General features: G+C 42.7%; 21 protein-coding genes. 7 read left to right on the forward strand and 14 right to left on the reverse strand.

The annotated features are described in order from the left end of the window. Positions 1-36: 36 nt before the first annotated feature. The gene (locus tag M2273_RS27345; RefSeq protein WP_429400958.1) at positions 37-1,035 is read right to left on the reverse strand and encodes a phosphotransferase enzyme family protein; all 999 of its coding nucleotides are present in this window, start codon (positions 1,033-1,035) and stop codon (positions 37-39) included. A 378-nt stretch (positions 1,036-1,413) separates the two neighbouring features. Between M2273_RS27345 and M2273_RS27350 the strand changes: the two genes are divergently transcribed. The 3 genes from M2273_RS27350 (at position 1,414) to M2273_RS27360 (ending at position 5,733) form a co-directional block, all read left to right on the forward strand. Then, entirely contained in the window at positions 1,414-3,093 is a 1,680-nt protein-coding gene (locus M2273_RS27350) for a M1 family metallopeptidase (protein WP_429400959.1), read from the forward strand. 29 nt (positions 3,094-3,122) lie between these two features. Further along, a complete protein-coding gene (locus tag M2273_RS27355) occupies positions 3,123-4,796 on the forward strand; it encodes a M1 family metallopeptidase (RefSeq protein ID WP_429400960.1) in 1,674 nt (557 codons plus the stop codon). 199 nt (positions 4,797-4,995) lie between these two features. Next, complete coding sequence (locus M2273_RS27360) at positions 4,996-5,733, forward strand: head GIN domain-containing protein (protein ID WP_429400961.1); 738 nt, start codon at positions 4,996-4,998, stop codon at positions 5,731-5,733. 150 nt (positions 5,734-5,883) lie between these two features. On the opposite strand, the gene M2273_RS27365 is transcribed toward M2273_RS27360, so the two are convergent. From M2273_RS27365 to M2273_RS27375, 3 genes are read right to left on the reverse strand one after another with little or no spacing between them, the layout of a single operon-like run. Next, positions 5,884-6,609 carry a DUF2490 domain-containing protein gene (locus tag M2273_RS27365; RefSeq protein WP_429400962.1) on the reverse strand — a complete coding sequence of 242 codons (726 nt, stop codon included), beginning with the start codon at positions 6,607-6,609 and terminating at the stop codon, positions 5,884-5,886. 31 nt (positions 6,610-6,640) lie between these two features. After that, positions 6,641-7,666 carry a hypothetical protein gene (locus tag M2273_RS27370; protein ID WP_429400963.1) on the reverse strand — a complete coding sequence of 342 codons (1,026 nt, stop codon included), beginning with the start codon at positions 7,664-7,666 and terminating at the stop codon, positions 6,641-6,643. A 7-nt stretch (positions 7,667-7,673) separates the two neighbouring features. Beyond that, the gene (locus M2273_RS27375) at positions 7,674-9,401 is read right to left on the reverse strand and encodes an ArnT family glycosyltransferase (protein WP_429400965.1); all 1,728 of its coding nucleotides are present in this window, start codon (positions 9,399-9,401) and stop codon (positions 7,674-7,676) included. A 148-nt stretch (positions 9,402-9,549) separates the two neighbouring features. Between M2273_RS27375 and M2273_RS27380 the strand changes: the two genes are divergently transcribed. After that, the gene (locus tag M2273_RS27380; protein ID WP_429400967.1) at positions 9,550-10,020 is read left to right on the forward strand and encodes a DinB family protein; all 471 of its coding nucleotides are present in this window, start codon (positions 9,550-9,552) and stop codon (positions 10,018-10,020) included. A 159-nt stretch (positions 10,021-10,179) separates the two neighbouring features. Here the strand turns inward: M2273_RS27380 and atpG are convergent, their stop codons facing one another. From atpG to M2273_RS27420, 8 genes are all read right to left on the reverse strand, one after another. After that, positions 10,180-11,061 carry an ATP synthase F1 subunit gamma gene (atpG, locus tag M2273_RS27385; RefSeq protein ID WP_429400969.1) on the reverse strand — a complete coding sequence of 294 codons (882 nt, stop codon included), beginning with the start codon at positions 11,059-11,061 and terminating at the stop codon, positions 10,180-10,182. A gap of 155 nt (positions 11,062-11,216) precedes the next feature. Continuing rightward, positions 11,217-12,791 carry a F0F1 ATP synthase subunit alpha gene (gene atpA / locus M2273_RS27390; protein ID WP_429400970.1) on the reverse strand — a complete coding sequence of 525 codons (1,575 nt, stop codon included), beginning with the start codon at positions 12,789-12,791 and terminating at the stop codon, positions 11,217-11,219. A gap of 34 nt (positions 12,792-12,825) precedes the next feature. Beyond that, positions 12,826-13,371, reverse strand: coding sequence for an ATP synthase F1 subunit delta (gene atpH, locus M2273_RS27395; RefSeq protein ID WP_429400972.1), 546 nt, complete (start codon positions 13,369-13,371; stop codon positions 12,826-12,828). Positions 13,372-13,494: 123 nt separating this feature from the next. After that, the gene (gene atpF / locus M2273_RS27400) at positions 13,495-13,986 is read right to left on the reverse strand and encodes a F0F1 ATP synthase subunit B (protein WP_429400974.1); all 492 of its coding nucleotides are present in this window, start codon (positions 13,984-13,986) and stop codon (positions 13,495-13,497) included. Positions 13,987-14,090: 104 nt separating this feature from the next. Next, positions 14,091-14,330 (reverse strand): ATP synthase F0 subunit C, encoded by a 240-nt coding sequence (atpE, locus tag M2273_RS27405; RefSeq protein ID WP_429401048.1) that lies wholly within the window; start codon positions 14,328-14,330, stop codon positions 14,091-14,093. 54 nt (positions 14,331-14,384) lie between these two features. Further along, positions 14,385-15,446 (reverse strand): F0F1 ATP synthase subunit A, encoded by a 1,062-nt coding sequence (gene atpB, locus M2273_RS27410; protein ID WP_429400976.1) that lies wholly within the window; start codon positions 15,444-15,446, stop codon positions 14,385-14,387. Between the two features lie 32 nt (positions 15,447-15,478). Next, positions 15,479-15,865, reverse strand: a complete 387-nt coding sequence (locus M2273_RS27415; protein WP_429400978.1) for a hypothetical protein — start codon at positions 15,863-15,865, stop codon at positions 15,479-15,481. Next, positions 15,862-16,092, reverse strand: coding sequence for an AtpZ/AtpI family protein (locus tag M2273_RS27420; protein WP_429400980.1), 231 nt, complete (start codon positions 16,090-16,092; stop codon positions 15,862-15,864). The genes M2273_RS27415 and M2273_RS27420 overlap by 4 nt, the downstream gene beginning before the upstream one ends. A gap of 71 nt (positions 16,093-16,163) precedes the next feature. On the opposite strand from M2273_RS27420, the gene M2273_RS27425 reads away from it, so the two are divergent. The 3 genes from M2273_RS27425 (at position 16,164) to uvrC (ending at position 23,304) form a co-directional block, all read left to right on the forward strand. After that, a complete protein-coding gene (locus tag M2273_RS27425) occupies positions 16,164-19,094 on the forward strand; it encodes a tetratricopeptide repeat protein (RefSeq protein WP_429400982.1) in 2,931 nt (976 codons plus the stop codon). A gap of 1 nt (position 19,095) precedes the next feature. Next, positions 19,096-21,342 (forward strand): penicillin-binding protein 1A, encoded by a 2,247-nt coding sequence (locus M2273_RS27430; protein WP_429400984.1) that lies wholly within the window; start codon positions 19,096-19,098, stop codon positions 21,340-21,342. Between the two features lie 141 nt (positions 21,343-21,483). Further along, a complete protein-coding gene (uvrC, locus tag M2273_RS27435) occupies positions 21,484-23,304 on the forward strand; it encodes an excinuclease ABC subunit UvrC (protein WP_429401050.1) in 1,821 nt (606 codons plus the stop codon). Between the two features lie 301 nt (positions 23,305-23,605). Here uvrC and gldN read toward each other — a convergent pair whose 3' ends face one another. Next, positions 23,606-24,610, reverse strand: a complete 1,005-nt coding sequence (gene gldN, locus M2273_RS27440) for a gliding motility protein GldN (RefSeq protein WP_429400986.1) — start codon at positions 24,608-24,610, stop codon at positions 23,606-23,608. Between the two features lie 6 nt (positions 24,611-24,616). Next, the gene (gldM, locus tag M2273_RS27445) at positions 24,617-26,116 is read right to left on the reverse strand and encodes a gliding motility protein GldM (RefSeq protein ID WP_429400988.1); all 1,500 of its coding nucleotides are present in this window, start codon (positions 26,114-26,116) and stop codon (positions 24,617-24,619) included.

The following is a 26,116-nucleotide window of genomic DNA, read 5'->3' on the forward strand; positions in this document are numbered from 1 at the left end:
TAATGGTTATTAGCCTATTATTTTATAGATTTAGGGTCAAAATTCACAATACTTGTTTACCCAGGAACGGATCAGCGCTACCCTGTCTTTTATAAACCGCGTGCCAAAAAACAAATTCGACCAGTCGTCAAAGTGATCGTGCTGAAACCCTAAATAAAATACCCAGAACCCAACACCCAGGTAAGGGATAGCTTTAAGCTCTTCTTCGGTAACATCCCTGTTTTCGCGATACCCCGAAATAAAAACCGCAAACATCCGGTCGGCCTCCTCATTGCTGAGCTTGCCCGTATAATTATGCACAAAGAAATGCACAAAGAACGACATCAGGTCATTTGCCAGATAGCCCTTACCGGCAAAGTCGAAATCGAAAAAGGTTAAAGTCCCGGCTTCGCTAAAATGGAAGTTCTTCGGTAAAAAATCATACTGGCAATACCCGTAGCTAAATTTACCGGTATCAAATGATGTCAGCTTTTCAATTACCTTATCTGCGGTTTCTTTTAAATAAGTGTACTCCTCAGGCAGATCTTTAAAAGCCGGTTTCAGGTCTTTTATGGGTTGGGTGAGCGTAGTTTCAGTTGTATATGCTTTCCGCTGATGCTTTAGTTCGATAACCGAAGTTATATTATGAACTATCGCCATTTGCCTGCCGATTGTTTTGAGCTGATCGTCCGTTAGTTCAAAAACAGGGCCACCTTCGGCGTAAGAAAATAAAATACCATAACGAATACCTTCGGCGGCTTCAAATTGCTGCAGCTGATCACCCCGGGTGTCTTTAATTGGATAAGCTACACTGGCGCCGTTTTCTTTTAACAGGTTCAGTAGCTCTATCTCTCCCTTTATTTCGTCGGCCGAACGGTGCTGCTCACGGTAAACTTTGAAAACGTATTGGGCATCTGTGGCTTCTATAATATAGGTATCGCTCACTCCACGTAACAAATACTTACAGGTTATAAGTTTTAAGCCGTAAGCATCCTCAATATACGTTTTTAAGGCGATGGCCGATAAGGTTGAATACTGCGCAGGAAACTTGGGCATAGGTAAAAGATTTAGATAGCCTACAATGATACAAAATTGAAAATACTTAGCGCCGGGCCTACTCTTATTTTACCAAACATTAGCCATTTATTAGCCTGTTATTGTAACAGTGTTGAAATGAACGTTTAAATGATGATTTACTTGTTATTTTAGTCAGTAAATTGACTGATCTCATGAAAAAAAATCTCCTTTACTATTTAAATAAAACTCCGCCCAAATCCACTGCTTAAGGTAGAGTCTTAAAAAAAGTCTTCCCTGCCGGATTAAATTTATACTCACCCTTCCAGGGGGATATTTTAACAGCGGTTGCTTTGTGCGAAGATTTACTGAAGCATATTTACTACATTTAAGCTTATTTTTATTGACTGATCCTTAACAATGAACAATTTATCATTTATCAAAGTGCATTATAAATTAATGCTCCTGCTGGCAATTACATTTCTGCCGGCCATCACCCAGGCCCAACTGCTGGAAACCAAAGAAAAATACACCCATGCCGATACGCTGCGCGGCGCCCTTTCACCATTGCGTAGCTGTTACGATATCAATTACTACCACCTTGATGTTAAGGTTAATATTGATCAAAAAGCCATTAGCGGCAGCAACCAGTTTAAATTTACCGCCACGCAGGATTTTACCAAACTGCAGTTTGATCTGTTTGCCAACCTTAATGTAGATAAGGTGGTATATAAAGGAAGGACCCTGGCTTATACCCGCGATGCTAACGCCGTATTTGTAACATTCCCGCAAACCATAGCAAAAGGCAGTAAGGACGAATTTACAGTATACTATTCAGGTAAGCCAACCATAGCCGTAAATGCTCCCTGGGATGGCGGACTGGTATTTAAAAAAGATTCTCTGGGTAAGCCCTGGGTGGCTACGGCCTGCGAGGGTGTAGGCGCCAGCATCTGGTGGCCCAATAAAGATCACCTGAGCGATGAGGTAGACAGCATGATGATCAGCATCAGCGTACCTAAAGGTTTAAAAGATGTATCCAACGGCCGCCTGCGTAAGGTTACCCCTTTAAAAGATGGATATACCCGTTTTGATTGGTTTGTTGCCAATCCCATCAACAACTATGATGTGGCTGCAAACATTGGCGATTATACCCACTTTAGCGACACCTACGATGGCGAAAAAGGTAAACTCACCCTTGATTACTGGGTACTGCCGGCCAGTCTTGACAAGGCCAAAAAGCAATTTGGCGAAAACGTAAAACCCATGCTTAAAGCCTTTGAACATTGGTTTGGCCCTTATCCTTTTTATGCCGACGGTTATAAACTGGTAGAGACACCGCACCTGGGCATGGAACACCAAAGTGCTACGGCTTATGGAAACCATTACCTGAACGGTTATTTAGGCTATGATATGTCGGGCACGGGCTGGGGACTTAAGTGGGATTACATCATTGTACACGAAAGCGGCCACGAATGGTTTGGCAATAACATTACCGGGAAAGATCTGGCCGATATGTGGGTCCATGAAAGCTTTACCTGCTACTCCGAATCGTTATTTATTGAGGATAACTGGGGTAAAAAAGCCGGACAGGAATACAACAAAGGGCTCAGACCAGGTATCGGTAATCGCAGCCCGATTGTTGGGGTTTATAACGTAAACAAAGAAGGCTCGGAGGATATGTACCCTAAAGGTGCCGTATTGCTCAACATGGTGCGCACCATTATTAACGACGATGAAAAATGGCGCACTATTTTACGCGGCCTTAACAGTACATTTTACCACCAAACCGTTACTTATGATCAGGTGGTGAATTATATTAATGATCAGTCGGGCAAAAACCTGCTGCCTGTTTTTGATCAGTACCTGCATTATAAAAACCTGCCTATACTGGAGTTTGGTGTACGAGATGGCAAACTGTTAAGCCGTTGGATAGCCGATGCTAAAGGTTTCACTATGCCGGTACTGGTAAGGGTTAAAGGCGGCGAGTATAAATTTATTACCCCTACCACCCGCTTTACCCCGGTTGAAATTGAAGGCGCTACCAAAGACAATATTGAGGTTGATACTTTTAATTATTATATAGGAATACTGATTGATTAAGTTGATTGATTTAATTACGATATAAAGACATGCGAAATAATACACTTTACATTTTTTCACTTACCCTTTTACTGGTAAGTGTTTGTTTATTGCCCGCACAAGCCCAGCTTGGCGCAAACCGCGAAACCTTTACCCGTGCCGATACCTTACGCGGAAGTTTGTCACCTTTACGCACTTGTTACGATATTAACTACTATCACCTGGATGTGAAGTTTGATATCGGTCAAAAATTCATCAGCGGCAGCAACTTATTTAAATTTACCGCTACGCAGGATTTTACCAAATTACAGTTTGATCTGTTTGCTAACCTGAAGGTTGAAAAAGTAGTTTATAAAGGAAAAAAATTGCCCTATACCCGCGAGTTTAACGCAGTGTTCATCACGTTTCCGCAGACTATAACTAATGGCAGCAAGGATGAATTTACGGTATATTACTCAGGCAACCCAACCATTGCCAAACGTGCCCCCTGGGATGGTGGCGTAGTATTCACTACCGACTCCCTGGGCAAACCCTGGGTAGCTACGGCCTGCCAGGGTGTAGGTGCAAGCATCTGGTGGCCAACAAAAGATCATCAGTACGACGAGGTGGATAGCGCGCTGATTAGCATCAGTGCACCCAATGGCTTAAAGGATGTATCAAACGGCAGGCTGCGTAAGGTAACCAAGCTAAAGGATGGCTATACCCGTTTCGACTGGTTTGTGGCTAATCCTATCAACAACTATGATATTGAAGCCAACATTGGCGATTATGTACATTATGATGGTACCTATCAGGGCGAAAAGGGCAAGCTGACACTCGACTACTGGCCGTTAAGCTATAACATTAACAAAGCCAAAAAACAATGGAACGAAAACGCGACCAAAATGCTGAAAGCCTTTGAACACTGGTTTGGCCCATACCCTTTTTATGAGGATGGCTACAAGCTGGTAGAAACCCCGCACTTAGGCATGGAACACCAAAGCGGTACCGCCTATGGCAATCATTACCAAAATGGCTACCTGGGCCGCGACCTGTCAGGTACGGGCTGGGGTTTAAAATGGGATTTTATTGTAGTGCACGAAAGCGGGCACGAATGGTTTGGCAACAACATCACCTCCAAAGATGTTGCCGATATGTGGATCCATGAAAGCTTCACTAACTATTCTGAATCCTTGTTTATTGAAACTTTTTATGGTAAACAGGCCGGGCAGGAATACGTACATGGCACACGTATGAACATTGTAAACGACCGCCCTATTGTGGGTCCGTACAATGTGAACCGCGAAGGATCGGGCGATATGTATTACAAAGGCGGCAACCTGCTCAACATGGTACGTACCATTATTAACGATGATGAAAAATGGCGCAACATACTGCGCGGCCTCAATAAAACTTTTTATCACCAAACCGTTACTTATGATCAGATAGTGAATTACATCAGTGAGCAGGCCGGTATCAATTTATCACCTGTATTTGATCAGTACCTGCATTATAAAAACATCCCCATACTGGAGTTTACAACAAGAGAAGGCAAAACACTTTGCAAGTGGACCAACGCTGATGCTAAAGGCTTTAACATGCCGGTAAGAGTGCGGGTAAAAGGCGGCGATTATAAATTCATCACCCCAACCACCCGTTATTCCCCAGTTAATTTGGAAGGCGCCACTAAAGATAATATTGAAGTTGATACTTTTAATTATTACGTAGGGGTAATGGTTGATTAAGTTGTATTAAGAGCGTTGATGAGTAAATAGGCTGTCATGCTGAACTTGTTTCAGCATCCCACATGCTGTTCCGTATTAGAGCTTAACACATGGGATGCCGAAATAAATTCGGCATGACCTGGCTAAAAGAAACTTTATTTCAAAAAAATTGCAACCTAAAAGCATAACGTGCGTCTTATAAACAAACAATTAACTTAACATGAAATCACTAACCAAACTATTACTTGTTGTGGCATTGGCAGCAGGTACCGCAGGCCATACTTTCGCAAAAGCAACCCCCGTTGTTAAAACCATAAGTCAAACTACCCAGGACCGTCATTTATCCGGTTTTCATGCTATTGACCTGGCAGGTTCTTTTGATGTATATATTACCCAGGGGTCAACCGAATCGGTAAAAGTAGAAGCTCCCTCCGATGTGATTGACCGTATTATTACCGAGGTACAGGGCGGTGTTTTAAAGATCCACAGTAAAAAAGACACCAACTGGGGCAACTGGAGCTGGGGCAACAAGAAAATGGTGATCTACGTTACCGCTAAAGATCTGAACAGCGTTGGTGTAACCGGCTCAGGTGATATATTTTTTAAAGACGGCATTACTACCAATTCATTAAAATTACAGATCACAGGCTCGGGCGATATGCTGGGCAAAGTGAATGTAAAAACGCTGGAAAGTAAAATATCAGGCTCCGGCGATATGAAACTTTCTGGCCGTGCCGATGAATCGACAATAAGCGTGGTTGGCTCCGGCGATTTTACCGCCCGCGACATGGTAACGATTAACACAGCAGTACGTGTAGCAGGCTCTGGCGACGCGGTAGTAAACGCCAGCAATAAAGTTGACGCCTCTGTTAGCGGTTCAGGCGATATTCATTATACCGGAGGTGCTAAAAATATCAATAGCGCAAAAGCCGGTAGCGGGGATATTGAAAGGTTGTAACCTCATAGCCTCACCTAATCCTCTCCAAAGGAGAGGATTCCTGATTAGCGAGGTGGAAATATATTAAAAGAAAAGAGCGATAGGCATAACCTATCGCTCTTTTCTTTTTTAACCCTCTCATTAGGAGAGGGCAGGGTGAGGCTCTGAATCCTAAAACCTCGTATAAAAAGCCAGCTGTGCCACATGGTTCAGGGTATAGCTTTCGGCTTGTTTAATGTATTGGTTAAGGTATCCGGTTTCTACGTCGATCATTTTGTTGATGCGGTAGCCTACGGCAACATAGGCCCGGTTTTGATCAAAGAAATGCTTGTTCACCTTATTTTTATTTTGGATATTAACAAACACCTCATTCTGCAAGGCCAGGAACGGGCCCTTGCTAAATACTGCCGAATCGTTTTTAAATGGTATTACCCCTCTTGCAAAATACCGGAAACGTTGCGAAAAATAATGATCGTTCTTGTTGGCTGCAGTGTTACCCAAAAAGCGTTGCTCCCAACGGAACCGGTGCGATACCGCGATGGTTTTACCCATCTTGTGCGAGTAGGTGTACTGCTGCCAGATGCGGTGCTCAGGCCTGAAGGTTTTATCGCCAGCCGCGGTGCGGCCACTGGTAGCAATGTAGGCATAACCTAATGCTCCTACTTTGTTTTTAGCAAAATAGTAATTGGCAGACGGGCGCAGGAGCACATTTTTTAAATAACTTATCTGATCATGTGAGCGGAGCTGCCCATCAAATGAATAGCCCCAATGATCTGATAATTTTTGTGAGTGAAACCATGCCCCCCATCCCGAAAACTGATTATCCTGCGCAAATAGCTTTGCAGGCACTATAAATAATAAAACAATAAGAACTGATAATTTTTGCTTCAACTGCATAGGTATTAGTATTTGTTAAGGTTAATTACTGTTAATCTTTAAATCGCACCAAAGTTTGACGGCCCAAATCAAACGTTATCCTAAACGCTTCCTGGTTGCTGAAATAACCCGGTGTTTGGTGCAAACTTAAAATAAATTGTCCTTTTATGCGCTTGTATAAAAATGGCGTGTATATCAGATCCATGCGGTTATAGGTTTTCTTTTCAAAAAACGAATCACCATAAATAATATGGCTGCCCTGGCCTTTATAAAACTCATCAAACAAGGCAAAGCGGTGCCAGCCTAAATATACACTTGCCACAAAGCCGGCAGGTTTTTGAAAACCATCCAAACCACGGGTACGTTCAAATGACATCATTCCACCAGCCTCAAAGCTTAGCGAATCCAATATGGTTTTGTGACTAAAATCAAGCCCTAACCTAATTTGGCCGCCGCCATTATCCTGTATATGATCATTAGGGATAGGAATGGCCGGCCCGGCATCATGCATCAGCAAAAAATAATGCGATACATAAAATGGTCCGCTAAGACTTGGCCTGTATTTCCCCGAAAAGCCGAATAAAAACTGTTCGCGGTCGGTATTGGTTTGGCGGCTCACCCAATCAATCCAGCCGGTTTCTGTAAAATGCTCATTGGTGTATCGGGCCAGTAAACCTTGCACATTGGGGCGGTAATAACGTAAAGTATCATTCAGTAAAGCCCGGGGATAATCGGTCAGTAAACCTTCGCGCGGAAAAGCACCGGCATTAAACAGCCAGTTTTTACCGGTATAGCTATAATAAGCAACAGGATCAACCTTTAAAAAATAAGGCTGGGCGCCAAACTCATGGATGCCGTTAACCCCCACAATAAAGTGATGAACACTATCGATATTCAAGCCCAGGTCAAGCGCCGTACGCACACCCGAGTAGGTACGTGACCGTAACACAAAATCCTTATACTCGCGGTTATCCAGAAAACCCATTCCGTTAAAATGGATATCGAGGCTATTTTGCGCCAAAGCAGCGGTGCTGCTTATGATAGTTATGATTGCTAATAGGTATAGTTTTTTAAACATGGGGTTATTATTTAACTGTTAAACTTGTAAAACCACTGTTCCTGCTCCCTACAAACGGATCCGTTCGCCAGGAAAAAAACAGCGCGTAGTTCCCTTTTTTCATGGGGGATTTGAATGTAAATTTATAATGTGCCTGTGCCCCGGGTTTTAATGGCGGCAGGTCATAAAAATCGTTCCCGGCCGACTGAATCTCCACAATATCCGGACCGAGGAAAAAACACACCTCAACTGTAAGCGGATGCAGTGCATTTTTATTACTGAAATCGATAGTGAACGGATACGGATTGGTGATGGTTAAGTTAACCGACTGCTGTTGCCCGGGTGCCGATGTAATACTATCGACCGACGCTTTGCATATCACTTTTTGATAGGTACGTGCATCGTTGATCCAGCCGCCATACCACTTACCTGTAGTGATAATACTATCAGTACTTACGTTAGGCCATTTATCCTGTGTAAGGTAATATACATCGGTATGCTGCAGGCTATCTTCAAAGGGCCACATATCAAACTGGGTGGTACGGTAATACCGTGAATCGTACGCAAACCCTTTTAATGAGTTGGTATAAAAACAATATTTGGATGGGTTTTGATATTCATCCCTCATCACCACATAATGATCGCCCGCTTTAGCATGTACTGCCTTTGCCCAATCCCTGAAACCGTAGTAGCTGGCTAATTGTCCGTTCTGTTTTAAAAACGAGAAACCCGCTACCAGGCATAATCTGAATGCAACAATAAGCACGATATTAACCACAGCCAACCGGTAAAGCCATACCGGGCTAAATTCTTTTTGTTTAAGATTGATCAGGGCCAGCATAACCAGTGGCACAAAAGCTATCAGCGTATAATGCGGCTGCACATTTACTTTGAGGGTATTCAGATAAAAGAAAACAAAAACACCGGCGGCATTCACCATGAGGCAGCGCATAAAGGCGTCCTTAATTTTGGTAGTGAAAGCCTTGTAAAATATAAACCAGCTAATGAGCGGTCCGCCAATGAGCAGTTGCGCAAGCAGGTAATTAAAGCCGTAAATAATATCAAAACCACCGCCAGAGCGTTCGAACAAATTAAAATTCACCGCCGGGAAATTGTGGTGGTACTGCCATAGTATATGTGGTACAAACAAAGTCAGGGCCAGCACTACGATCAGGTAAAACGAGCCGCGCTTTAACAGCTTTAAGTTTGATAGCAGGGTAAAACCAACAAGTAATACCCCATGATATTTACTGTACATAAGGCAAGCCACTACAACGCCAAGTATCAGCGCTAATACCCAGCTATCATGATCAAGGTATTGCTGGTAAAAAAAGTAGAACAAAACGGCGAAGAACAATAGTGGTGCATCGGGCGTGGCGGTAAAGCCATACACATGAAATATCAATATGCCCGCCATAAACAGGATAAACCATTTGGCACTAACCGCATACCGTTGCAGCATGAGCCATACCAGGTATATAGCCAGCGTGCTTGACAGAAGTGTTATCAGCCGTGCGCCCAGTTCATTATGCATCAATGTATCGCCAATGCGAATAAATACGGCCACCATTGGCGGGTGGTAATAAAAACCCCAATCCATCATACGCGAAAACACCCAATAGTAAGCTTCATCAGCATGTAGCTCCAGGGTGCTGGCCTGTAAAACGTTTAATGCTGTCCACAACAATAAAAAATAAATAATAGGGCGGTTATACTTTTCCGTTGCCTGTTTATTATTTAAGGTGCTGTGCTGCATTAATTATGATAAAAATTGAATTGGCAAAGGTATGATAAAAGATATAAGGCATAAAGCGATCGTAATCATCATTAAGTAAATTGATCAAATAATATGGTTAATGTTGTTAATTTAGCTTTCCTGATCATACACCTAATCATCTTCATCAATGCCCGAGTCAATACAAATCATCAAAGGTCCAAGAACTTTCATCCTTAACCTGGTTAAGGATCTAACCGTTGAACAGCTTAACCATATTCCGCAAGGATTTAACAATAACCTGATCTGGAACCTGGCCCACATCATATCCGGCCAGCAAGGCATCTGTTACACGCGTGCCGGGCTGCCTATTGTTGTGGACGATAAATACTATACCCCCTATCGCCCGGATACCAAACCCCAGGATTTTATTGATGCGGATGAGGTAGCAATTATCAAGGAGCTATTCCTATCAACGATTGACCAACTGGAAACCGATATACAGAACAATCTGTTTGTAAATTATCCCGCCTGGACCTCCCGCTATAATTTTGACGTGAACTCGTTTGATGAAGCTATAGATTTTTTACCTTTTCATGAAGGGTTACATGCGGGTTATATCATGGCTTTGAAAAGGGCGGTTTTGAAGGAGCTGGAATAAAGCCTCACCCAACCCTCTCCAAAGGAGAGGGCTTTAAAATGCTTTTTAAAGTCTCCCCTTTCGGGGGAGATTTAGAGGGGGCTTAATCAAGGTTCAGACAAACAAAAAAGACCTTCTTTTGCAAGAAGGCCTTTAATATAATAAGTTTACGAATGATCATTAACCTGCTAATGCCGCGGCACCGCTCACAATTTCGGTAAGCTCGGTAGTGATGGCTGCCTGGCGGGCCTGGTTGTATGAAAGCTTAAGGGCTTTTAACAGATCGCCTGCGTTTTCAGTAGCCTTATCCATAGCCGTCATGCGGGCACCATGTTCAGATGCATTTGAATCCAACACAGCACGGTACAACTGGATCTTGATATTTTTAGGGATCAGCTGTTCTACAATTTCCTCTTGCGATGGCTCCAGGATGTAATCAACATTAGCAGTTTTTGTTTGCTCCTGTTTTTCAGGTTTTGGCACCGGCAATAATTGCTCGGCAATTAAATACTGTACTGCAGCGTTCCTGAAATGGTTATAAACCAGCTCAACACGGTCAAAATCACCATCAACAAAACCTTTCATAATGCTTTCGGTAATTTTTGAAGCATTTTCAAAGTTAAGGTCAAGGTACAGATCGTTATTGTTGCCAATTACGTTGTATTTGCGCCTTTGGTAATACTCCTGGCTTTTTTTACCAATAGCCACTATCGAAACATTACCGGCCTGCAATTGCTTGCTGTATTTTTCGGCGATAAGGTTGTTGGCTGTTTTAATAACGTTGGCATTAAAAGCGCCTGCCAAACCACGGTTTGATGATACCACAATCACCAATATGCGCACGGGCTCGCGCTCCTGCAAATAAGGTGATGAGCCATCCTCTAAACTTTGAGAAAGATTTGCCAGCAGCTCTTTAAGCTTATTAGCATAAGGGCGCAATTGAACGATAGCATTTGTAGCGCGCTTTAACTTGGCAGCCGAAACCATTTTCATGGCCTTGGTGATCTGCTGTGTTGACGACACAGATGTTATCCTGTTTCTTACTTCTTTTAAATTAGCCATTCTTTTTTTTTAGTATCAAGTATCGAGTATCAGGTATCAAGATTTTGAACATGAATACTGACACCAATGGTACCTATATTTTGTATCAAGTGGTATCAAATATCAAGACCTAAAAAGGTACTTGATACTTGATACTAATTACTTGATACTACTAATTAATATCTTCCTGCCAGTTCTTTTGCTACTGTTTCCAGTACGCCGGTTATCTGGTCGTCAAACTTACCTGCTTTAAGGGCAGCTAATACTTCTGGATGACGGGCTTCTAACTGACTGGTATATTCTACTTCAAACTTCCTGATGTCTTTTACAGGCACATTACGCATCAGGTTTTTAGTACCTAAGTAAATAATTGCAACTTGTTTTTCAACAGATACAGGTGAGTACTGACCTTGTTTCAGGATCTCCACGTTACGTACACCTTTATCCAGTACGTTTTTGGTTGATGCGTCAAGATCTGATCCGAATTTAGAGAAAGCCTCCAGCTCGCGGTATTGAGCCTGGTCAAGTTTTAAAGTACCTGCTACTTTCTTCATTGATTTGATCTGCGCGTTACCACCCACACGTGATACCGAGATACCTACGTTAATAGCCGGACGAACACCCGCGTTGAACAGGTTTGATTCCAGGAATATCTGACCATCAGTAATAGAGATTACGTTGGTTGGGATATAAGCAGATACGTCACCAGCTTGTGTTTCGATGATAGGCAATGCGGTTAATGAACCACCACCTTTAACGATACCCTTGATAGACTCAGGCAGGTCATTCATCGCCTGGGCGATAGAATCATTTGCGTTGATCTTAGCGGCACGCTCTAATAAACGGCTGTGCAGGTAAAACACGTCACCAGGATAAGCCTCGCGGCCCGGTGGACGACGTAATAATAACGATACCTCGCGGTAAGCAACAGCTTGTTTTGACAAGTCATCATAAATGATCAATGCCGGGCGACCAGTATCACGGAAATACTCGCCGATAGCAGCACCAGCGAAAGGAGCAAAGAACTGCATGGTAGCAGAGTCGGCAGCACTTGCAGATACAACGATAGAGAATGGCATAGCGCCGTTTTCTTCCAGCGTACGTACAATGTTTGCCACTGTACTTGCTTTTTGACCGCAAGCTACATATATACAGATAACTGGTTTCCCAGCATCATAAAATTCTTTTTGGTTAATGATGGTATCAATACAAACGGCAGTTTTACCAGTTTGACGGTCACCAATTACCAGCTCACGTTGTCCGCGGCCAATAGGGATCATCGCATCGATAGCTTTAATACCGGTTTGCAAAGGCTCGGTTACCGGCTGACGGTAGATAACACCTGGCGCTTTACGCTCTAAAGGCATTTCATAAGTTTGACCTGTGATAGGGCCTTTACCATCAATTGGGTTACCTAAAGTATCAACAACACGGCCAAGCATACCTTCGCCAACGTGAATTGATGCAATGCGGTTGGTACGTTTTACTGTATCACCTTCCTTAATATCGTCAGATTTACCTAACAATACCACACCCACGTTATCTTCTTCAAGGTTAAGAACGATACCTTGCAATCCTGTGCCAAATTCTACAAGCTCACCTGATTGTACTTTTGTTAATCCATAAACGCGTGCAATACCATCACCCACCTGGAGTACAGTACCCACTTCTTCTAATTCAGATTCTGACTTGAAGCCTGCCAATTGCTGACGCAAAATTGCCGATACTTCGTCTGGTCTTACCTCTACCATTGTTTAAAATTTATTTAGAGTTTTAGTGTTAATATTAAACCGCCTGTTCGGCAAATTCTTTCTTTAATTTTTTTAAGCTCGCCGCAATACTGGTATCAACCTGCCTGTCGCCTACTGTTAGTACAAAACCACCAATTAATGATGGGTCAACCCTGGCTTCTAATATTACAGTACCACCAACTGCCTTTTGAACTTCGGCTACTATAGTTTTCTCATTAGCTGCCGATAATTTGGTAGCCGAGGTAACTTTAGCTGTAGTGATATGCCTTTTAATATTATACAGGTTAATATACTCAACCGCGGTAGTGTATAAAACCTCGCCACGACCTTTGTTAACCATCAGTTTAAAAAACGCGATAGTAGCCTTGTTCACCTTGCCCAAAAACACTTCATCAAGTATTTTTATTTTTTTGATGTGGGCGATGATCGGGTTGCTCAAAACAGCTTTAAGTTCGGGGCTTCCCTTTAAGGTGTGTAAAAAAAGATCCATATCGGCTTTGATCACATCAACAATCTCTTGTTCCTGTGCAAGGTCAATAAGCGATTTGGCGTACCTGGATCCTACTGTTAATTCTGACATGTCTTTTTTATTTCGGATTTCGAATTTTCGATTTCGGAATTTTTTATTTTGAGTTTAGGATATTTAACTTCGGGAGCTGATAAGGAAATAAATCCGGAATCGAACACCCCAAATCCGAAATCTCTATAATTTCACTTCCTTTAATAGCTGGCTAACCAGTTCATCCTGTTTTTGCTGATCTTCAAATTGCTTGCGTAATACTTTCTCGGCAATTTGTAATGATAGTGTAGCTACCTGGTTTTTAACATCAGCCATCGCGATTGATTTCTGGTTGTTAATTTCAACACGGGCCAACTCAATCATGCGTGCACCTTCTTTGTGTGCCAGTTCCTTAGCATCTACAATCATTTGCTCTTTAACCTTGCGGGCCTCAGTTAATATCTGGTCGCGCTCGGCACGGGCCAGTTTCAATAATGATTCATTCTCATTAGTTAAACGGGCCATTTCTTCTTTGGCAGCTTCGGCTTTTGAAAGTGAATCTTCAATAAAGCGTTCACGATCATTAAGTGCCCCTAAGATGGGTTTCCAGGCAAACTTTCCTAACAAAAACAACAGGATCGCAAATGATATTGTTGTCCAAACAACCAAACCAAGATTCGGGGTAACTAATTCCATAATTTATGTAAGCTATTACTTTATATGTTATTCTTTTTAATCAGATTAAAACAAGCCCGGAGCCAATCGCTCCGGGTTGTTCATTTTTTCTTTAACCCTAATAATTAGAGTAAAGCAACTACCACAGCAAACAAAGCAACACCTTCAACAAGGGCTGCAGCGATGATCATGTTAGTTTGAATTTTTGAGGCTGCTTCAGGCTGACGGGCGATACCTTCAACGGCTTTACCACCGATTTGACCGATACCAATACCAGCGCCAATAACGGCTAAGCCAGCGCCAATTGCACCTACTTTACCTGTAACTCCTGCTGCAGCTACTGCTTGTGCAATTACTCCAATCATTCCAATCATTGTTTGATAATTTAACGTGTGTATATATATTGTAATTAATTCAGATTAATGGTGATGCTCTTCAACCGCCATACCAATAAACAGCGATGTCAGCATCGTAAAAATAAAGGCCTGTAAAAATGCTACAAGCAATTCTATACAATCCATAAACACCACAAACGGAACAGAAACCGTTGCCATCCATGCTGTTTTAAAGATAAAGATCAATGATATTAAACTTAGTACTATAATGTGGCCCGCAGTAATGTTCGCAAACAAACGAATCATTAATGCAAATGGCTTTGATATGATACCAATAATTTCAACCGGAACCATGATGGGATATAACCAAACCGGGATATCGGGTGTAAAAATGTGTTTCCAGTAATATTTGTTACCGCTAAAGTTTATAACAATCAGCACAATTACCGATAGTACCAAAGTTACCGCGATATTACCGGTAAGGTTAAAACCTCCCGGAAAAAACGGAACCAAACCTAACAGGTTGTTGATCAATATAAAAAAGAAGATGGTTAACAGCAAAGGCATGTACCTTGCATATTTTACACCGATGTTAGGTATAGCCACATCATCCCTTACAAAAAGAATAACTGGCTCCAGCCATGACTGTAAACCTTTTGGTGCTTTACCTGCGCGTTTTTTATAAGATGAGCTTATGCTAAAAAATACGATCAATAATATGATCATACCCATCCACATACTGGCAACATTGCGGGTTATTGAAAAATCATAAACCTTAGCGTCCTTATTAACTTCACCAGCTTCATCAACGGCTAATATTTTATTACCCTCAAGCTTGTAGTTGTAATACTCGCCTTTGTGAACAGGAGCCTCATGACCTTCTTCATGATGAAGACCTAATTTCTCTGACGAAAAAATTTCCAATCCTTTATCAGTATACAGAATAACTGGCAGTGGAATGGCAATATTTCCGAATACATGCATGGAGTGCGAATCACCAATATGTTCAAATACGACCTCTTTTGGATCAAACGGCTTTTCAGTGCTCTCGGCAGCTTTTTCCTGCGAAAAGGAAAGTGTAGGCTTTACACAAAATAGCAAAAAAAGCGCGGAAATCAGTAATGGTTTAAATATTTTTGAGTTCAAAATCGAGCAATTATTCATTCAGATGATGTTTTCTACCTTATTTTTTGGTTGCGCAAGTTACGTAATAGGCCATAAATTTCAAAGACCATATTTAAGAAATATACATAAAAAAAATCGCCCACAAAAACATACCGGTTTACCTTGTTTTTTAAAAGGAAAAACAGAGCAAAGAACATACAGGCCAATAGCTTAACCGTAGTAGCTGCTAAAAATGCCTGCGCATACATTTCTTTGTTAATTTTGGCTACCATCAGGATAGAAATTACCGTTAAAAACGTAAGTCCCGAAAGGAAAAAAAACAGCAGCCAGAACTTTGGGGTTATCAGATTGGTATGGCCGGTATAGGTTAATACCAACGGCGGTACCGCTATAATAATAATAAACAATAAATAGGATAATACAGTAGGTAGTAGTTTCAACTTTTTACAGATCTGATAACAATATACAATGCAATAAAAACCCCAACCAGCGATAACCCCGCTGTTGCCCACTTTACAGTATGGCCGGTAGCCTCATCAATTTTATACCCGGCAAAAGCAAAGACACCTATAACAGCAATCATCTGGAAAGCTATACCGCTAAATTTGGCATAACTATTTACCCGCCTGCCATTTTCGTCATCTTCCTGCTGTTCATTTTTAGCCATGCCGCAAATTTATTAAACCTATTGTATAATCTTTAGTATTTTAGCAATGCTTTTAAAACCAACATCTTATTTTGAGGCAATTACCTATAGTTTCTACGTATAAGCGCAGTAAATTTTTGCTGTTTACATTTATAATTATTGTTGCAGGATGCTCGCTCGAAAAACAAAGCGGCTTAAACCGTTCACTGCAAAACCTAACCGCGCACTACAATATCCTGTTCAACGCCAATGAATTATTGCGGCTTAAACAGGAAAGCTATGCTACATCGTTCCATGACGGGTATACCGAATTGCTGAACGTTTACCCCGATACCACCAGCCAGGGCGCCACTCCTGATAAGGATATGGAGGCCGTTGTTACCAAAGCCAATACCATTATTAACATCAAAGAACAAAGCCATTACATTGGCGATGCTTACCTGGTTATGGGCAAAGCAAGATTCCTGGAAGGCAGTTATTTTGACGCGGTGGAGTATTTTAACTACGTGATACGCTCCTTTGGCAATAAAACAACGTTAACCCAGGAGGCCTTGATTTGGAAAGGCCGGTCGCTTTTATATTTGAATGATCTGCCGCAGGCTAAAACAACCATCGATTCGGCAGTACAGAACATCGATCCTAAAAAACTCAAAAAAAGCTTCGCGGCCGATGTATACGCTACCAGACTGCAATACAATATCAACACGCAAAACTATGCCGAAGCCGAAGAGGATGCTAAACAGGCCATAGCATACAGTACCGTAAAAAGACTAAAGCTGCGCTGGATATTTATTTTGGCACAATTGCAGGAACTTAATTTAAAACCAGCCGATGCCTTTGATAACTATACGCGCATTGTTCAAAGTAATGCATCGTTTGAGATGGCTTTTAATGCCAATTTAAACCGCATACGCATACAGGATAACCGCAATGGGATTAAGCTAAGCAAAATAGACCTGCTGCGTAAATTATTAAAGAACCACGACAATCTTGATTTTAACGACCAGATTTACTACCAGATAGCAGGACAATATTATGCCGCCGGCGATATTGATAACGCCCTCAAAAACTACAAACTATCGGTACGTTACAGCACCAAAAATCAAAACCAGAAAGGCATATCCTATCTGCGTATTGCCGATATTGATTTTAAGAACAAAGCCGACTATGCCGGTGCCAAATTATATTATGACAGCACCCTTACTTACCTGTCGCCCGGCTATCCGGGCTATCAGCTCATTCTTAAAAAGAGCAACAACCTGCAGTTACTAACCGGTCTGTTCGAAACCATAGCCCGTGAGGATACCTTACAAATGCTGGCCTCGCTTGATGAAAAAACACGCATATCCCATATTGACGCCATGGTTGCGCGTAAAGCAGTTCAGGAAAAAGCCACTGCCGAAACAGCCGTGAGCGCCGGCGATCCATTTATCAATAGCAGCTCACTGGGCAATAACAATCCTGATGCTCAATCGCCAAACAGCCAAAACACCGCGAGTTCATTTTATTTTTATAATAATAACGCGATAAGCCAGGGCTTTGCCTCATTTAAACGCCAATGGGGTAATCGCAAGCTGGAAGATAACTGGCGGCGCAGCAAGCGTTCAAACAGTGGCATGCCGGCCAATGCCGGGCCTTTGGCACAAAACAGCCCTACGGATAAACCTGTTAGTCAGGCCGGTAAAATTGGGGATTCAGTAAATAATAATGGTTATAAACAGCAACTGATCCGTGACCTGCCGCTAACCCCCGATCTGCTTAAACAATCAAACATCCGTATTTATAACGCCTACCTTGATCTGGGCAACCTGTACCGCGATGTACTGGAAGATAAAAAGGAAGCCATAGTCATTTTTGAAAAACTGCTTGCCCGTTTCCCGGATAGCCCTGATAAGCCTGCTATATTTTATAACCTATACAGGCTTTATACTGATATTGACGCCACCAAATCTGAAAACTATAAGAACCGGATCCTGAAAGAATATCCGCAAACCGCGTTCGCCAAAATCATTCTCGACCCTGACTATGGCAAAAAACTAAATGATGCCAATGCAGGGTTCAATGTATTTTACAACCAGGTATATGACCTGTACACCCAAAAGCAATATGTCCAGGTTATCAGCAGTGCCGATGATCTTTTAAAAAGATATCCCGACAACCGTTTTTCGGCCCAGTTATATTATTTAAAAGCCATTGCTACCGGTCACCAGGAAAAGCTGCCGCCTTTTATGGCCGATATGCAGCAGATAGTGGATAAATATCCCGATGATTTGTTAGTAACCCCATTGGCCACCCAGCACCTGGCCTATATTAATGCCAACAAAGCCGAGGTAGCTGCCAGGCCCGTTGTATTAGCTGAGGATGATCCTAATGAAATACCATTCACCCCGCCTGTAGCTTATCAAATACAAACCGAATACCGCAAAGGCTTTATCCCATCGCAACAGGTTGAAGAGTACAGACACCCTGTAAGTGCACCGTTAAATGGATTGGCGCCTTCATCGGCACAAATCAAGTCGCCATTAGGCATTCAGCAAGGAAAGTTGGTTGATACACATATACAGCAGCCGGCGTACCAGCTGCAGCAGGCTGCACAAACAAACCCCGACAGTGTTGCTGCACCTGCCAAAGCCGAAATAAAAGCACAGAATATAATATCCATATTTTCAAAGCGCGATAGCAGTAATTATTATTTTGTAGTAAATGTTACTACGGGTACAACTAACCTGGCCTCTTCACGTTTTGGTATAGGGCAGTTTAACCGCACCCGTTTTTCGGGCAGTACTATTAAACACCAGTTGGTTAATGCCGGACCTGATGACCAGATAATTTATGTAGGCCGCTTTTACAGCCTGGAAGATGTAAAAAAATATGCAAGGGGCATCATTCCGCTGTTGCCTGATATTATGAAGGTACCAAAGGATAAATACAGTTTTTTTATCATAACAAAGGAAAATCTGGATAAATTAGCCGATCAAAAAACAGTAGATAGTTATATTGACTATTACCAGAAAAATTATTGAAATGAGAACCACTAAGCCTAAGCTTACCCAGCAGGATATAAGAAGATATAATTGGTACATATGGCGAACCGTATTAGCCGGCTTTGTATTTGTTGCCATCATGATAGCGCTTACTATTTTTGATGTATTTGGCCAGTTACCCGCTTTTCGTGACTTAGAAAATCCTAAAAGCAACCAGGCATCAGAAGTAATATCGTCTGATAAGCAGGTTTTGGGTACCTATTATATCCAGAACCGCTCTAATGTAACTTACGCCGGATTATCGCCCTATGTGGTTAACGCGCTGGTAGCTACCGAGGATAAACGTTTTTTTGAGCACTCGGGTATTGACTTTGGGCGCAGCTTCACCATTTTTCTGCATTTGCTGGTAGGACAAAAACAAGGCGGAAGTACCATTACGCAGCAATTGGCGCTTAACCTGTTTTCAGAAAGGGCAGCCAATCCGTTTAAACGCGTTATTCAAAAAATGCAGGAATGGGTAACCGCGGTTAAGCTGGAACGTCATTATACCAAACAGGAGATCCTGACCATGTACCTGAACACGGTTGATTTCGGCGCCTATAATACTTATGGCATAAAATCGGCAGCGCGTACCTATTTTAATACCACGCCCGATAAGCTTACACCCGATCAGGCTGCCCTGTTAATAGGCATGGTTAACGGTCCGGGTATTTACTCGCCTATAAGGCATCCCGACAATGCCCTCAGGCGCCGTAACCTGGTACTTAACCGTATGGTAGAAAAAGGTGATCTGAACGAAGCCCAGGCCGAGGAGTATAAAAGAAAACCACTTGGCCTTGACTTTCATCCCAACAATCATTTTGACGGGCCGGCTCCATATTTCAGATCGGTACTAAAAAAAGAACTGCAAAAACTATTTAAGGAACAAAGCATTAACCGGCCCGATGGTACGCCTTATGACCTTGACCGCGACGGTCTAAAAATATACACCACCATTGATGCCACCATGCAGCAATATGCCGAAGAAGCGCAGCAGGAATACATGCGCAACTTACAAGTGCAGTTTAATGACCACTGGCGCGGGCAAAATCTGGCAAGAAATATCCACAACTTTAAATACCTGATTAACCTGGGCATGCTAAAATCAGACAGGTACAAAATGCTGAAAGCCCAGGGAATGAGTGATGAAGATATTAAAACAAATTTTAACACAAAGGAAAAGCTGAACCTGTTTACCTGGCATGGCGACATCGATACGTTAATGAAACCTATCGACTCTATTGTTTATTGTAAAATGATGCTTCGTAATGCCCTTATGAGCATGGATCCTACAACGGGTTATGTGAAAGCCTGGGTAGGCGGTACCAACTTTGAGCATTTTAAGTATGATCAGGTTAAAAACGGTACCCGTCAGGTTGGTTCAACAGCCAAACCTTTCACTTACGCGGTAGCTATTGATAACGGCTATTCGCCTTGTATGAAGATCAATAACGTGCCGGATACCATCAGGGGTTATGGAGCCCCTTGGTGCCCGCGCTCGTCGCCATCCGAAACCATACCCGGCTTTATAACCCTGCGCCAGGCTTTGGCCCACTCGCAAAACTGGGTAACCGCTCACGTTATGAGCGAGGTTAAACCCGAGCCGGTTGTGGAACTGATCAAAAAAATGGGAGTTACCAGTGCGGTGCCCCCTTATCCATCCATTTGCCTGGGTACGTTTGATGCTTCGGTATTTGAAATGACCGCCGCCTATTCGGTATTTGCCAATCATGGCCTGTGGACCGAACCTACTTATATATTACGTATTGAAGATAAAAATGGCAACGTGTTATACACCCACACCCCAAAAGTGGTGCAGGCCATGAACCCTCAAACGGCTTATGTAATGACCTACATGCTTAAAGGTGTAATACAGGACGGAACTGGTTCAAGGCTGCAATGGAAATATAAACTTAACAATCCTATAGGTGGTAAAACAGGTACTACCAACGCCAATTCCGATGGCTGGTTTATGGGCATAACCCCGCAACTGGTTACCGGCGTTTGGACAGGCTGCGAAGACCGCGACATTGCCTTTCAATCAACCCGGCTTGGCGAAGGTGCTAACAGCGCCCTGCCTATATTTGCCCTGTACATGAAAAAAGTATATGCCAACGCGGCCCTGGGTATTAAAAAAACCGTTGATTTTGATGCACCCAAAAACGGCGTAAGCATTGTACTGGATTGTAATCAATACAACCAGCAGCAGCAAGGCGCTACTGAGGTAGATAAGAAATTGGATTTCTGATTTAGTTCATTGGTTCAAAAGTTAAATACAATTTGTCATTCTGAACGACAGTGAAGAATCTGTTAACCGATATGTATGTAGCATAATAGATCCTTCGTTCCTCAGAATGACAAAACAGGCGTTGTGAGTACTGATCAAGAAATGGAGAAATTCGATTACAAGATTGCATTAAAGAATATACCTCATAAACCCGGTGTATACCAGTATTGGGATAGTGAGAATGAACTGATTTACATTGGTAAAGCTAAAGATCTGCGTAACCGTGTTGGCTCATATTTTAATCAGGATATACATATAAATGCCAAAACCCGGGTTTTGGTATCAAAGATCCGCAATATTACTTTTACTATTGTTGATACCGAGGTGGATGCCTGGCTGCTGGAAAACAGCATGATCAAAAAGCACCAGCCCCGGTACAACGTAATGCTTAAGGACGATAAAACCTATCCCTGGATCATTATCAAGAACGAGAACTATCCCCGCATTTTCTGGACCAGGCGTATAGTAAAGGATGGTTCAAAATACCTGGGGCCTTATGCATCTGTAAGCATGATGCATAATATTTTAGGGCTTATTAAGGAAACCTACCCCCTGCGCACCTGCAACCTGGCGCTTACGCGCGAAAATATTGATAAGGGTAAGTTTAAGGTTTGTTTGGAATATCAGCTGGGCAACTGCAAAGGCCCCTGCCAAAACTACCAAACAGAGGATGATTATGACAATGGCATTGAGGAGATAAAAGATATCCTGAACGGTAAGATAGGGGCTGTATTGCGCCGCCTTAAAGGTGAGATGGATATTGCCGTTGCCGAATATAATTATGAACTGGCGCATCGCCTGAAAAGGAAATTCGATTTGCTCGAAAATTACCAGAGCAAATCAACCATTGTTAATTCATCTATAACTGATGTGGATGTGTTCAGCATCGCATCTGAAGAGAAGATAGCCTTCGTAAACTTTTTAAAGGTGATGAACGGCACCATCATCCAAACGCAAACCATCGAACTTAAAAAACGACTGGACGAAAGCGATGAGGAACTGCTCACCCTGGCTATATCTGAGTTCAGGAGCCGTTATAACAGCGACTCCAAAGAGATCATTGTACCCTTTGATATTGACCTGGAAGATCATCCCGGCATAAAATTCACCGTACCCAAGCTGGGCGAAAAGCGGAAACTGCTTGATCTGTCGCAAAAGAATGTGCAGTACTTTAAAAAGGAAAAGATAGACCAATACGAAAAGCTGAACCCGGAGATCCGCACCGAACGTTTGCTAACCCAAATGATGAAGGATCTGCGCATGAACCAGCTGCCCCGCCATATTGAGTGTTTTGATAACTCCAATTTCCAGGGTAAATACCCGGTATCGGCCATTGTTGTATTTAGGGATGGCAAGCCGTCGAAAAAGGATTACCGCCACTTCCATGTAAAAACCGTTGAAGGACCAAATGATTTTGCTACCATGGAAGAGGCCGTACACCGCCGTTACCGCCGTATGCTTGATGAAGGCACCGAACTGCCTCAACTCATCATTATAGATGGTGGCAAGGGTCAGTTATCATCGGCTATGCACAGTCTTAAACTGCTGGGTATTGATAAGCAGGTAACGGTGATAGGTATTGCCAAACGCCTGGAAGAACTATACTATCCAAACGATCAATACCCCATGTACCTGGATAAAAAATCAGAAACACTTAAAGTGATCCAGCATTTGCGCGATGAAGCGCACCGCTTTGGTATAACTTTTCACCGTAAGATACGCGATAAAGGCACACTGGCTACCGAGCTGGAACTGATTGATGGCATTGGCAAAACCACCGCCGAAAAGCTACTTAAATACTTTAAATCGGTAAAAAAGATCCGCGAAGCCAGCGAAGAAATGCTGCTGGAAGTGGTAAACCTGAAACAAGCGAAAGCAATATTAGGATACTTTGGCGGGGAGGTGGAGACAAGTCAAAATTAAAAATTCACCCGTCGTCTGTGTCCTCACAGACAATAGAATTAAGATGAAAGAGCAGAGGGCAGTGCGATTCCTTCCCTCGGGAAGGGGGAGGTAGGGGTTTAATAAACTATCCGTATCCCGCTTAAATACCCGTAGGTAACAGGGTGTATAAACCCCTCCCTGCCGCATCACAAACCAACGCACCCCTCCCGTGGGGAGGGAACTATAACGGCGATTAGCCCAAATCCATAAAAACAAAAAAGCCAAAACTCAATACCCGGAGGCTCTGAATTTTGACTCTAAAATTTAGGTTTGTAATTGGTTAGTATGACCAAAGGTTAAGCTCCCAGTCCATCAGGGTTTTTTTGACCCTTTCTGATTCATAAAGCTTATCAATACCCTGGGCGTAATCTTTTATACGTTCGTCCTTATCGTTACTTTCTTTAACAATATAACTGGTAAATATTCTTTTCATAAAAACATCGTCAAAGCTCAAACCGGTTGCATCGCTGTTGCGGCTTACTACTTCTTTTGTAGCCAGTATAGGTCTTGCTTCGGGAAAATAGATCCAGAAAGCGGGCTGGTAATCCAGATCGAGGTTACCTGCTTTAGGTTTAATCAAAGGCGCTATACCTACAATGCGCGGCTCAAATACAGAACGTTGTCTGTCAAAAACCCAGTCCTCCTTAATACGGAACTTAACAACACTATCGGCATTAAACTCACCGGCTACCAGGGTTGATGAAATTTTGTTACCATCTTTATCAAGCTTATCAACCACGCTGCTATCGGCCATGCGTGAGCGTGCCTGCTCTCCGGTTAACGGAGCAGTAAAGCTATCGCCTCCCGGATCATCCTTTTTGCCCGGTGTTGGGTCATAAGCGGTTAATTCACCAGCAGCAATGGCATCAAGCAAAACATCTATCAAACGGCGTTTTGGCGAAGCCAGGTATTGGTTCATTTTTTCACGCAGATCAATTTCGCGCCATATACGTTTAGCAAAAGCTACATCACTTTCGCGCAGGTTTGGGTATGGTGTAACCCGGGCGCTTAAAATATTGTTCTTTTTGTAATAACCATCAAGCGGTCTTTCAAAAGGCTTATTAGGGTCAAAACCCTTGCGCTTGGTGGTATCAGCAACAGGCGGCTGGCTTACTACGTTATCCTGCTGACTGTTCAATTGCTGCTGTTGAACGGGCTGTTGCTGAACTGGTTGCTGTTGAGTAGTAGTAGCAGGTTTCCTGGTACGCTTTTTAGCCGGGCGTTTCTGGGCAAATGCCGAAACACAGATTAAGCAAAGCACAACTACCAAAATTTTCTTTTTCATACGCTTTTAATTTGCGGATAATACAATGGGGTCAAGTCCTCTCGGCGATCCATCGGGGCCAACTGCAACAATATCCTTAAATATAACAGTAGAACCCGGTGTAACGGTGTTCATTGCAGCACGCATTGCACTTGTTAGTTCAGATCCGCTGCCTGATAATATAATGGCATCCTGGCGGGGCTTTACTATTAGTACGGTAAAACGTGTTACGTTAAATTTAGCATCAAAATCAAAATTTTCCAACTTGGCAAATACCCTGTCCTGCGCCCTTAGGTTGGCAGCACTGGTATTACCGCCGCTTCTGCCGGCAAACTGTGGTTTAGGGTCAGGGATCCGTTTAACACGAAACTCCGATGTACCCAAAACCATGCCTTTATCGCCCAAAACGGTAACCCTTGCAGTACCAATACTACTTACTGTAGCCGTATAATGACCACCGCTACCGTTTATTGAACCTCCGGACATGCTTACTTTCATACTTTCTTTTGGTACACCCGGCGCCGATACCGAAAGCGGGTTAGGTACACCAATATATAATACATTCATTTTATCGGGCGATACAACTGCCGATGGCTTTGCAACCATATAGGAAGCAGAAATTGGATACACCTTAGGAGGACCTTCTACCTGTTTTACAGATAAATTACCTGACCAGGTATGTAAACCCTCACCGCTTGCTGTTGTGCTATAAGTACCTACGCCATTTGAAGTAGGTATTGATGAACCACCTATGGTAATAGCGGGGTTTGAGTTTTGATCATACGCGGTTAAAAAAATCTGGGCGGTATACTGCTGTCCTGCCAAAACATAACTGCTTGGCGCAACAGCAACGGCTTTAAACTGGTTTAAAGTTACCGATGCCACATCAATTTTTCCCAATATCTTTTTCACCACTTCGTTCTCCGCGTTTTTATTATCTGCCTGTATTTTAGCTAATGTGGTTAAAGCTGCCCCCAACGGGATGCCATCGCCAAAATATGCCTGCTGCCATGTTTTCTTTTTAGGTCCAATGGCATTCAAAGAAAAATTAACACCTACACTATCCTTACCCAATAGTTGTAATAAGCGTGCCCTGGTGCTTTCAATTTTCCCTTTCAATACATCAGCTTTTTTAGCATTGATCATCACTTCGGGCGATATATCAAGGCTTTCCCTCGCATCCACATCATTAATTTCCGGGTTAATTCCTCCACCCCTCTTAATTAATTCCGTTTTTAATTCTTCAATGTACCCATTCAGTTCATCAGCGGCTTTACTTGCATCCTTTGCTTTTGTTAACAATTGATTAGCTTTTTCGGGCTGCTCTTTTAACTTGGTTGCTTCAAAGGCCGAATATGTACTTTGTAAGCTGGTAGTAACATTAGTTCTTGACTGATCTAAACTGTTTGTAATATTTCTAAATGCATCTAACAGGCTATCCGGAACATTAAGGGCAATTAAGCCTAAAAGCACCAGGTATAATATACCTATCATCCGCTGTCTTGGGGTTTCCTTACCTCCGGCCAT

Source organism: Mucilaginibacter lappiensis (assembly GCF_050433765.1).
Lineage (GTDB): Bacteria > Bacteroidota > Bacteroidia > Sphingobacteriales > Sphingobacteriaceae > Mucilaginibacter > Mucilaginibacter lappiensis_A.